Source organism: Streptomyces sp. NPDC056948, from assembly GCF_042674225.1.
GTDB lineage: Bacteria > Actinomycetota > Actinomycetes > Streptomycetales > Streptomycetaceae > Streptomyces > Streptomyces purpurascens.
In genome coordinates, this window is the sequence record NZ_JBHUQX010000341.1 from 1 (window position 1) to 10,543 (window position 10,543).

A 10,543-nucleotide genomic window follows, 5' to 3' on the forward strand; every position below is an offset into this window, starting at 1 on the left:
CCGTCGGCCGGCCCCTGCTCCCTCACCTCATGTACCGCCCCCCAGCGCCCCCGCCTCCCGCGCCCAGCGGTACTTGGCGCCGAGCACGGCCACTGGCTTCTCGGTCGTGTACGGGTACGCCACGACCCCGCGCTCGAAGAGGTACTGGCAGGCCTCCTCGACCTCCACATCGCCCGCGAGCGACGCCACGACGGGCTTCTCGATGCCCCGCTCCCGGAACTCGGCCACCACGTGCGCGGTGAGCTCCGCGAAGACCATCGGAGGGGTGACGATGGTGTGCCAGTAGCCGAGGACGAGCGCGTGGATGCGCGGGTCCTCCATCCCCAGCCGGATCGTCGCCTCGTACGTCGACGGCGGCTCGCCCCCGGTGATGTCCACCGGGTTGCCGGCGGCCCCGAAGGGCGGGATGAACTTCCGGAACGCCTCGTCCAGATCGGGCGGGATCTCCATCAGCGACAGCCCGTTGTCCGTCACCGCGTCGGAGAGCAGCACGCCGCTGCCCCCGGCCCCCGTGATGATCACGATGTTGTCGCCCTTGGGGGCGGGAAGCACCGGCAACGCGCGCGCGTACTCCAGCATCTCGTTCAGCCCAGGGGCCCGGATGACCCCGGCCTGCCGCAGGATGTCGTCGTACACGGCGTCGTCGCCCGCCAGGGCACCGGTGTGCGAACCGGCCGCCTTCGCGCCCGCCGCCGTACGCCCGGCCTTCAGCACGACCACCGGCTTCTTCGGCACGGTCGCCCGCGCGGCCTCCACGAAGGCGCGCCCGTCCTTGAGGTCCTCCAGGTGCATGGCGATGCACTCGGTGTGCGGGTCCTCCCCGAACCAGGTCAGCAGGTCGTCCTCGTCCAGGTCCGACTTGTTGCCGAGCCCCACGATCGCCGACACACCCGTCTTGGTGGTGCGCGCGAAGCCCAGGATCGCCATCCCGATGCCGCCCGACTGCGAGGTCAGCGCGACCCCGCCCTTGACGTCGTACGGCGTGCAGAACGTGGCGCAGAGGTCCTGCCAGGTGGAGTAGTAGCCGTAGATGTTCGGACCCAGCAGCCGTACTCCGTGCCGCTCGGCGATCTCCACGATCTCCGCCTGGAGTTCGTGCTCGCCGGTCTCCGCGAAGCCGGAGGGGATCAGCACGGCGTTCGGGATCTTCTTGCGTCCCACCTCCTCCAGGGCCGAGGCCACGAACTTGGCGGGGATCGCGAAGACCGCCACATCCACCTCACCGGGAACGTCCGTGACACTCTTGTACGCCTTGCGGCCCAGAATGTCATCGGCCTTGGGGTTCACCGGGTGGATGTCCCCGGCGAAGCCCCCGTCGACGAGGTTGCGCATCACGGAGTTGCCGATCTTGCCCTGCTCGTTGGAGGCGCCGATCACCGCGACCGAGTTGGGCTGCATCAGCCGCCGCATGGACGTGAGGATCTCGTCCCTCGAGTACCGCCGCCGCGGCTTGGGCTGCGACTCGGCGAGGATCACCCGGATGTCGGCCGCGACGGCCCCCTCCGCGGTCGCGATCACCGGATTGAGGTCCACCTCGGCGATCTCCGGGAAGTCCGCGACGAGTTCGGACACGCGGCGGATCTGCTCGGCCACGGCCCACCGGTCCACACCGGCCTGGCCGCGCACCCCGCGCAGGATCTCCGCCGAGCGGATCGAGTCCAGCATCGACAGTGCCTCGTCGGCGTCCACCGGGGCGAGCCGGAAGGTGACGTCCTTCAGGACCTCGACGAGCACCCCGCCGAGCCCGAACGCGACCACTTTGCCGAACGTCGGGTCCGTGACCGCGCCGACGATGACCTCCTGCCCCTTCGGCAGCAGCTCCTGCACCTGCACACCGTCGATGCGGGCATCCGCGTCGTAGGCGCGCGCGTTGTCGACGATGGTGTGGAACGCCGCCCGTACGTCCGCGGCGCCCTCGACACCGACGATGACCCCGCCGGCGTCGGTCTTGTGCAGGATGTCCGGCGAGACGATCTTCATCACGACGGGCCCGCCGAAGCGCGCCGCGAACGACACGGCCTCCTCGACGTCGGTCGCCAGCTCCTCGCCCGGTACGGCGATCCCGTACGCGTCGGCGATCACCTTGCCCTCGGGCGCGGTCAGCGCGGTCCGCCCCTCGGCCCGCACGGAGTCGAGGAGGCCGCGCACCCGCAGGAGGCGGTCTTCTGCCATCACGTCAGATCACTCCGTTCGACTTGAGCAGGCGTACTTCCTCGTCACCGAGACCGAGTTCGCCGACGTAGACCTCTTCGTTGTGCTCGCCGAGCAGCGGTGAACCGGTCACCTCGACGGGGGAGTCGGACAGCTTGAGCGGGCTGCCGACGGTCACGAACTCGCCCCGCTGCGGGTGCGGGACGGTGACGACCATCTCGTTGGCGACCAGCGACCGGTCCTCGATGATCTCCCGGGTGGACAGGATCGGCCCGCACGGGATGTTGTGCGCGTTGAGCCGCTCCAGCACCTCCCACTTGGGCAGCGTCGAGGACCACTCCTCGATGAGCTGGAACATCTTGTTCAGCTTGGGCAGCCGCGCCTCGGGCGTCGCCCACTCGGGGTCGTCGGCCAGTTCGGGCCGGCCGATGAGCTCGCTCATCGGCTGCCAGCCGACGGGCTGCACGATGACGTACACGTAGTCGTTCGGGCCACCCGGCGCGCACTTGACCGCCCAGCCGGGCTGCCCGCCGCCGGACGCGTTTCCGGACCTGGGAACCTCGTCGCCGAAGTCCTCGTTGGGATATTCACGGAGCGGGCCACGCGCCAGCCGCTGCTGGTCCCTCAGCTTCACCCGGCAGAGGTTGAGGACGGCATGCTGCATGGCCACGTTGACCCGCTGACCGCGCCCGGTGTTCTCCCGCTGGTACAGCGCCGCGAGAATCCCCGCCACGGCGTGCACACCCGTCCCCGAGTCCCCGATCTGGGCTCCCGTCGCCAGCGGCGGCCCGTCCTCGAAACCGGTGGTCGACATCGACCCGCCCATGGCCTGCGCGACGACCTCGTACGCCTTGAAGTTGGTGTACGGGCCCTCGCCGAACCCCTTGATGGAGGCATAGACGATCCGTGGATTGATCTCCTGAATGCGGTCCCAGGTGAAGCCCATCCGGTCGACCGCGCCCGGTCCGAAGTTCTCGACCATGACGTCGGAACGCCGGATCAGCTCGGTGAGGATCTCCTTGCCGCGTTCGGTCTTGGTGTTGAGGGTGATGCTCCGCTTGTTGCAGTTGAGCATCGTGAAGTACAGGGAGTCGACGTCCGGCAGGTCACGCAGTTGCTTGCGCGTGATGTCACCGGTCGGCGCCTCCAGCTTGACGACGTCCGCGCCGAGCCAGGCGAGCAGCTGGGTCGCGGAGGGCCCGGACTGGACGTGGGTCATGTCCAGGACGCGGATGCCTTCGAGGGCCTTGGTGGACGGAGCAGTCATCGGGGCACCTCACTTGTACATGGTCTGGTTCATGGTTCCGGGGGCGTACGCGTCGGGATCGACCCAGACGTTGATCAGGGACGGCTTGCCGGATTCACGTGCGCGCCGGAGAGCCGGGCCGATGTCGGCGGGGTCTCGGACCTCCTCGCCGTAACCGCCAAGCATCTGGGCGAACTTGTCGTAGTGGACGTCACCGAGGGTGTTGCCGACCCGCTCGCGGTCCTTGCCGTACTTGGCGGCCTGGCCGTAGCGGATCTGGTTCATGGAGGAGTTGTTGCCGACGATGCCGACGAAGGGGAGGTCGTAGCGGACGAGAGTCTCGAAGTCCCAGCCGGTGAGGGAGAACGCGCCGTCGCCGAAGAGCGCGACGACCTCCTTGTCGGGCCGCGCCTGCTTGGCCGCGAGCACGAACGGCACGCCGACGCCGAGCGTGCCCAGGGGGCCCGGGTCCATCCAGTGCCCGGGTGACTTGGGCTGTACGACCTGCCCGGAGAAGGTGACGATGTCGCCGCCGTCCCCGATGTAGATCGAGTCCTCGGTGAGGAAGTCGTTGATCTCGCTGACCAGGCGGTACGGGTGGATGGGCGAGGCGTCCGACCTCAGGCTCGGCAGCCGCTTCTGCAGAGCGGTCTGCTCGGCCGCCCGCAGCTCGTCCAGCCACTCCTTGCGCTTCGACGCGCCCCCGTTGACGCGCCCGGAGGCCGCCTCGGTCACCGCCTTCAGCACCAGCCCGGCGTCGCCCACGATGCCGAGGTCGACGTCGCGGTTCTTGCCGACCGTGCGGTAGTCGAGGTCGATCTGCACGACGGTCGCCTCCGGCGACAGCCGCTTGCCGTAGCCCATGCGGAAGTCGAAGGGCGTGCCGACGATGACGATGACGTCGGCGTTGGAGAAGGCGTACCGCCGGGAGAGCTGGAAGTGGTGCGGGTCGCCGGGCGGGAGGGTGCCGCGGCCGGCGCCGTTCATGTACGCCGGGACGTTCAGGGTGCGCACCAGCTCGATGGCCGACTCGGTGCCCCGGGTCGTCCACACCTGGCTGCCGAGCAGGATGGCCGGCTTCTCGGCGTGCACCAGCAGGTCGGCGAGCTTCTCGATCGCCTCGGGGTCGCCGGCCGAGCGGGTCGAGGCGCGGTAGGCGCCGGACTGGGGCACGCGGGCTTTGGCCGCGGGCACCTTGGCGTCCAGCACATCGCGCGGGATCTCCAGGAAGGAGGGACCGGGCGCGCCGTGGAAGCACTCGCGGAACGCCATGGAGACCAGGTCCGCCGCGCGTGCCGTGTCCGGCACGGTCGCCGCGAACTTGGTGATGGGGTTCATCATGTCGACGTGCGGGAGGTCCTGGAGTGACCCCATCTTGTGCTGGGTGAGGGCCCCCTGACCGCCGATCAGCAGCATGGGGGATTCCGCGCGGAAGGCGTTGGCGACGCCGGTGACGGCGTCGGTTGTCCCCGGGCCCGCGGTGACCACCGCGCAGCCCGGCTTGCCGGTGATGCGCGCGTAGCCGTCGGCGGCGTGGGCGGCGACCTGTTCGTGGCGTACGTCGACGACCTCGATGCCCTCGTCGACGCAGCCGTCGTAGATGTCGATGATGTGGCCGCCGCACAGCGTGTAGATGCGGTCGACCCCCTCGGCCTTCAGCGCCTTGGCTACGAGATGACCACCGGAAATCAAGTCCTGGGTGTCGTCGGGCATGGCGAAGTCCTGTCCCTTCGTAGGGGGTTGGAACGGCTCGCAGTACATTGCATACAGTCGACGAATACTGTATGAAGCTTGTTATCCCGCATCCGGTGGGTGGTGTCCAGGGGGCGTGCGGCACTTTCAGTCAGGAGCCGGAATGGACCTGTACGAACACCAGGCAAGGGAACTCTTCGAAGAACACGGCATCTTGGTGCCGCGGGCCGAGGTGACGGACTCGGCCAAGGAGGCCCGCGAGATCGCACGCCGCCTCGGCGGACGGGTCGTGGTCAAGGCCCAGGTGAAGACCGGAGGACGCGGCAAGGCGGGCGGTGTGAAGCCGGCTGCCGACCCGGCCGCCGCCGAGCTCACCGCCCGTCAGATCCTCGGCATGGACATCAAGGGCCACACGGTCGGCAAAGTGATGCTGGCCCAACCCGTCGACATCGAGACCGAGTTCTATGTGTCCTACGTACTCGACCGCGCGGCCGGCCGCTTCCTCGCGATCGCCTCGGCGGAAGGCGGCATGGAGATAGAGGAGGTGGCGGCCGCTCGTCCGGAGGCCGTGGCCCGTGTCCCCGTCGACCCCGCCGAGGGCGTCACCTCCGCGAAGGCGGGCGAGATCGCCCGGGCGGCCGGACTGCCGCCGCAGACCGTCGACGTCCTCGTACGTCTCTGGGAAGTCCTGGTCCGCGAGGACGCGCTCCTCGTCGAGGTGAATCCGCTCGTCCGCACCCGGCAGGGGCAGATCCTCGCCCTCGACGGCAAGGTCACCCTCGACGACAACGCCCGTTTCCGGCAGGCGCGATGGGGTGCCGATGAAAGGGGGCACGACGACGCACTCGAGGCCGCCGCTGCCGCCAAGGGCCTCAACTACGTCAAGCTCGACGGCGAGGTCGGCATCATCGGCAACGGCGCCGGACTCGTCATGTCGACCCTGGACGTGGTCGCGGGCTGCGGCGCACGCCCCGCCAACTTCCTCGACATCGGGGGCGGAGCGAGCGCCCAGGTCATGGCGGACGGACTGTCGTTGATCCTCTCCGACCCGGCCGTGAAGTCCGTCTTCGTCAACGTCTTCGGCGGGATCACCGCCTGCGACGCCGTCGCCGACGGCATCGTCCGGGCCCTGGACACCGTCCGGCTGACCAAGCCGCTCGTCGTGCGCCTCGACGGCAACAACGCGGCCAGGGGCCGGGCCGTCCTCGACGAGCACGCGCATCCGCTGGTCCAGCAGGTCACCACCATGGACGGCGCCGCCCGCCGCGCCGCCGAACTCGCCACCGCGGCCTGAGGAGAGGGAACGCCATGGCCATCTACCTCACCAAGGAGAGCAAGGTCCTCGTCCAGGGCATGACCGGAGGCGAGGGCATGAAGCACACCCGGCGCATGATCGCGGCCGGCACCAACGTCGTCGGGGGCGTCAACCCGCGCAAGGCGGGCCGCACGGTCGACTTCGACGACCGGGCCGTGCCGGTCTTCGGCTCGGTCGCCGACGCCATGCGCGCGACCGGAGCGGACGTCACCGTCGTCTTCGTGCCACCCGCCTTCGCCAAGGCGGCCGTCGTCGAAGCCGCCGACGCGGGCATCGGCCTCGCGGTCGTCATCACCGAGGGCATCCCCGTCCACGACTCCGTCGCCTTCACCGCGTACGCCGAGAAGAAGGGCACCCGTATCGTCGGGCCCAACTGCCCGGGCCTCATCACCCCCGGCCAGTCCAACGCGGGCATCATCCCGGCCGACATCACCAAGCCGGGCCGTATCGGCCTGGTCTCCAAGTCGGGCACGCTGACGTACCAGCTCATGTACGAGCTGCGCGACATCGGCTTCTCCACCTGCGTCGGCATCGGCGGCGACCCGGTCGTCGGCACCACGCACATCGACTGCCTCGCCGCCTTCCAGGACGACCCCGACACCGAATTGATCGTCCTCATCGGCGAGATCGGCGGCGACGCGGAGGAACGCGCGGCGGCCTACATCCGCGAGCACGTCACCAAGCCGGTCGTCGGCTACATCGCCGGGTTCACCGCACCCGAGGGCAAGACCATGGGCCACGCGGGCGCGATCGTGTCCGGCTCGTCCGGCACCGCACAGGCGAAGAAGGAGGCGCTGGAGGCGGTCGGGGTGAGCGTGGGAAGTACACCGACCGAGACCGCGAAGCTCGTGCTCGCGCGTCTCGAAGGACGACAGCGGTCCACCCAGGGCTGATTCCCCGCCCCACGCTGATTCCCCGCCCCCGACTGTGCACCGAGAGCGGAGCAACCCCATGGCACCCACCCTCACCCTCAAATCCGGCACGTCCTGGCCCGACGCGTGGCAGCGCTGCCTCGCCGTCGCGCCCGAGGCCTTCCGCGACGACCGAGTCCTCAACCTCTGGAACTGCGCCTGGCAGGCGGACGGCCGGGTCCTGCCCGCCGTCAGCCCGGTCGACGGCAGTCCCATCGCCGGTCCGCCGCGCCTGGACGGGTCCACCGCCCGCCAGGCCGTGCGCGCGGCCCTCGATCAGCACCGCGCCTGGCGGCACATCCCCCTGCCGGAGCGCAGGGCCCGCGTCGCCGCCACGCTCGACGCCCTCACCGAACACCGCCGGCTGCTCGCGCTCCTGCTCGTCTGGGAGATCGGCAAGCCCTGGCGGCTCGCCCAGGCGGACGTCGACCGGGCCATCGACGGGGTCCGCTGGTACGTCGACGGCATCGAACCGATGATCGCCGGACGGGCCCCGCTGGACGGCCCGGTGTCCAACATCGCGAGCTGGAACTACCCGATGAGCGTGCTCGTTCACGCATTACTGGTACAGGCACTGGCAGGCAACGCGGTCATCGCCAAGACCCCGACCGACGGCGGTGTCGCCTGCCTGACCCTGGCCAGTGCCCTCGCCGCGCGCGAGGGGATCCCCGTGACCCTCGTCAGCGGCAGCGGAGGCGAGCTGTCCCAGGCGCTGGTGCGGGCGCCCGAGATCGGCTGCGTCTCCTTCGTCGGCGGCCGCGACACCGGCGCCGCGGTGGCCACGGCCGTCGCCGACCTCGGCAAACGACACGTACTCGAACAGGAAGGGCTCAACACCTGGGGCATTTGGAACCACTCGGACTGGGACGCGCTCACCGCGCTGATTCCCAAGCTCTTCGACTACGGCAAGCAGCGCTGTACGGCGTACCCGCGTTTCGTCGTCCAGCGGCATCTGTTCGACGCGTTCCTGGCGGCGTACCTCCCGGCGGTCCGCGACGTCAGGGTCGGCCACCCGCTCGCCGTCGAGAAGCCTGACGACCCGTACGCCGAGCTGGACTTCGGGCCGGTGATCAACGCCGCCAAGGCGAAGGAGCTCCAGGACCAGGTCGCCGAGGCGATCGAGCGCGGCGCCGTGCCACTGCACCGCGGCAGCCCGGTCGACGCCCGCTTCCTGCCCGGCCAGGACACCTCGGCCTACGTCCAGCCGGTCACGCTCCTCAATCCGCCCTCGTCCTCTCCGCTGCACCACGCGGAGCCGTTCGGCCCGGTCGACACGATCGTCCTGGTCGACACGGAGGCGGAGCTGCTCGCCGCGATGAACGCCTCGAACGGCGCGCTCGTGGCCACGCTGTCCACCGACGACCGGGCCACTTACGAGCGGCTCGCCCCGCACATCCGCGCCTTCAAGGTCGGCCACGGGCGGCCCCGCTCCCGGGGCGACCGCGACGAGCTCTTCGGCGGGCTCGGCGCGTCCTGGCGCGGCGCGTTCGTAGGCGGCGAGCTGCTGGTGCGCGCGGTGACGCGGGGACCGTCGGGGGAGCGGCTGCCGGGCAACTTCCCGGAGTACCAGCTCCTGCCGTGAGGCAGGGCTGTTGCGTCCGACGCCGGTTCGCCAAGCGGTACTTACACGGCTTCCCGGCGTCGGACGTCTTCGAGGTGCCCGATCAGCCGATGCCCTGTCGGTCCGGGCGCAGGGCGAACGCGCGGTCCGAAGGGGACGGTTCGGCCTGGTCGACCGCCTGGCGGAGCAGTTCGCGGTGGCGCAGCAGCGGCTCCCGCCGTTCCGCCGGCACGAGCAGGAGCAGGTCGTCCAGTCCGGCCAGCATGCGCCGGGAGACCTGCGGGCTCCCGATGGCGCACCCCCGTACCTCGGTGAACCCCAGATCCACCAGCTCGGTCCACCCCGGCACGGGCTGCACCAGCCGCACCGCACCGGCCCGGTCCCGGTGCAGGGCGGCGTCCAGCGGGCGTCGGCTCAGCGAGGCCAGGAACTGGATGATGCGGTCCAGCGCCTGGACGGCGGTCGTCGGATCGTTGATCGCGGCCGACAGGGCGCGCAGCGCGATGTCGGACAACTGGCGCAAGCCGAAGCCGAGATCCTGGTGGTAGGTCCGCTCCACCCCGACCGAGGCCGTGTAGCGCAGCGCCCCGCGCGGCGGGGCCGGACCCCCGTGGACGGCCAGCACGGGCGTACCGGGCACCACGAAGTCCCCGATCCTGGGGATCAGCCGCAGCACGACCCCGTGCTTGCGCGCCACCCGCACCAACCGCGCGATGTGCACGTCCCGCAGCACACCCGCCCGGCCCTCGTGCGGAACCCACGCGGTCGCGGAACCGAGGAGGGCGGATTCGTGCCCGTCGGGTCCACCCGCCGGTACGGGCATCGAGGCGGCCACCCGGAAGGACTCCGTGGCGATCCGCGCGATGACATGGCTGATCCGCATCAGCCGCAGGGTGGTGTTCACGTACAGCACGAAGAGGAACAGGCTCAGCGCGACCATGCAGAGGGTGAGGACCGACTGCACCAGTGGCACTGAGGTCGCGGCACGGGGGTCGTCGGCGGTGTCGAAGGAGGTCAGGACCAGCAGGGTCAGCACGAAGGTCGCCAGGAACACCGCGAAGGTCGCCTTGGTGATCCGGCTCCGCACGAAGAGCCGCACCACGCGCGGGGTGAACTGCCCGCTCGCCATCTGCACGGCCACCAGCGAGATGCTGAAGACCACACCGATGAAGGTCATCATCGCCGAGCCGACCACGGTCACGACGGCCTTCGCGTCCTCCGCGAACCGCAGCAGCTCGTCCAGCGTCTCGTAGTCGCCGTCCTCCTGGAGCGCGTCGACGATGACCGTGTCGAGAACCTGCGCCCCCACCCAGACCACGAAGACACTCACCATGGCCACGGTGGGAGCGAACCAGAACGTGTCCCGCAGATGCTCCCTGAGCGGCGACAGCGCACGCGGGCGGCGACCTGGAGCGGGGCTCTGCGTAACCATCCAGTCACTCATGGTGTGACCCTAGGGGTATCGGGCCGCGAGGTCCCGGACCCCCGCCAGGCGGACGGAAACGCAGGTGAAAGGCACTCCGAAACCTTGGTATTGTTGTCCATGTCGCCGCGGGGAGCACTCCTGGCCAGGCGACAGACACCTTGTCCGGGTGGCGGAATGGCAGACGCGCTAGCTTGAGGTGCTAGTGCCCTTTATCGGGCGTGGGGGTTCAAGTCCCCCCTCG

At 70.1% G+C, this 10,543-nt stretch carries 7 protein-coding genes; 3 read left to right on the plus strand and 4 right to left on the minus strand.

Annotated features, from left to right (window positions below; genetic code table 11):
- Nucleotides 1-27: 27 nt before the first annotated feature.
- Genes ACFTZL_RS33240 through ACFTZL_RS33250 form a run of 3 tightly spaced genes read right to left on the minus strand, consistent with a single transcriptional unit; the run spans nt 28 to nt 5,110 of the window.
- Nucleotides 28-2,172, minus strand: coding sequence for an acetate--CoA ligase family protein (locus ACFTZL_RS33240; protein ID WP_382590446.1), 2,145 nt, complete (start codon nt 2,170-2,172; stop codon nt 28-30).
- A 4-nt stretch (nt 2,173-2,176) separates the two neighbouring features.
- A complete protein-coding gene (gene frc / locus ACFTZL_RS33245; protein WP_382590449.1) occupies nt 2,177-3,418 on the minus strand; it encodes a formyl-CoA transferase in 1,242 nt (413 codons plus the stop codon).
- A 9-nt stretch (nt 3,419-3,427) separates the two neighbouring features.
- Complete coding sequence (locus ACFTZL_RS33250; protein WP_382590451.1) at nt 3,428-5,110, minus strand: thiamine pyrophosphate-binding protein; 1,683 nt, start codon at nt 5,108-5,110, stop codon at nt 3,428-3,430.
- Between the two features lie 142 nt (nt 5,111-5,252).
- Between ACFTZL_RS33250 and sucC the strand changes: the two genes are divergently transcribed.
- Genes sucC through ACFTZL_RS33265 form a run of 3 tightly spaced genes read left to right on the plus strand, consistent with a single transcriptional unit; the run spans nt 5,253 to nt 8,897 of the window.
- Complete coding sequence (gene sucC, locus ACFTZL_RS33255) at nt 5,253-6,383, plus strand: ADP-forming succinate--CoA ligase subunit beta (protein WP_382590454.1); 1,131 nt, start codon at nt 5,253-5,255, stop codon at nt 6,381-6,383.
- A 14-nt stretch (nt 6,384-6,397) separates the two neighbouring features.
- The gene (sucD, locus tag ACFTZL_RS33260; protein WP_382590457.1) at nt 6,398-7,297 is read left to right on the plus strand and encodes a succinate--CoA ligase subunit alpha; all 900 of its coding nucleotides are present in this window, start codon (nt 6,398-6,400) and stop codon (nt 7,295-7,297) included.
- 58 nt (nt 7,298-7,355) lie between these two features.
- Nucleotides 7,356-8,897 carry an aldehyde dehydrogenase family protein gene (locus ACFTZL_RS33265; protein WP_382590460.1) on the plus strand — a complete coding sequence of 514 codons (1,542 nt, stop codon included), beginning with the start codon at nt 7,356-7,358 and terminating at the stop codon, nt 8,895-8,897.
- Nucleotides 8,898-8,979: 82 nt separating this feature from the next.
- On the opposite strand, the gene ACFTZL_RS33270 is transcribed toward ACFTZL_RS33265, so the two are convergent.
- The gene (locus ACFTZL_RS33270) at nt 8,980-10,320 is read right to left on the minus strand and encodes a DUF2254 domain-containing protein (protein ID WP_382590463.1); all 1,341 of its coding nucleotides are present in this window, start codon (nt 10,318-10,320) and stop codon (nt 8,980-8,982) included.
- Between the last annotated feature and the right edge of the window lie 223 nt (nt 10,321-10,543).

Excerpts from the sequence above, each read along its gene's own strand:
- ACFTZL_RS33240 (WP_382590446.1), bottom strand. The coding sequence starts at position 2,172 with ATGGCAGAAGACCGCCTCCTGCGGGTGCGCGGCCTCCTCGACTCCGTG.
- frc (WP_382590449.1), bottom strand. The coding sequence starts at position 3,418 with ATGACTGCTCCGTCCACCAAGGCCCTCGAAGGCATCCGCGTCCTGGAC.
- ACFTZL_RS33250 (WP_382590451.1), bottom strand. The coding sequence starts at position 5,110 with ATGCCCGACGACACCCAGGACTTGATTTCCGGTGGTCATCTCGTAGCC.
- sucC (WP_382590454.1), top strand. The coding sequence starts at position 5,253 with ATGGACCTGTACGAACACCAGGCAAGGGAACTCTTCGAAGAACACGGC.
- sucD (WP_382590457.1), top strand. The coding sequence starts at position 6,398 with ATGGCCATCTACCTCACCAAGGAGAGCAAGGTCCTCGTCCAGGGCATG.
- ACFTZL_RS33265 (WP_382590460.1), top strand. The coding sequence starts at position 7,356 with ATGGCACCCACCCTCACCCTCAAATCCGGCACGTCCTGGCCCGACGCG.
- ACFTZL_RS33270 (WP_382590463.1), bottom strand. The coding sequence starts at position 10,320 with ATGAGTGACTGGATGGTTACGCAGAGCCCCGCTCCAGGTCGCCGCCCG.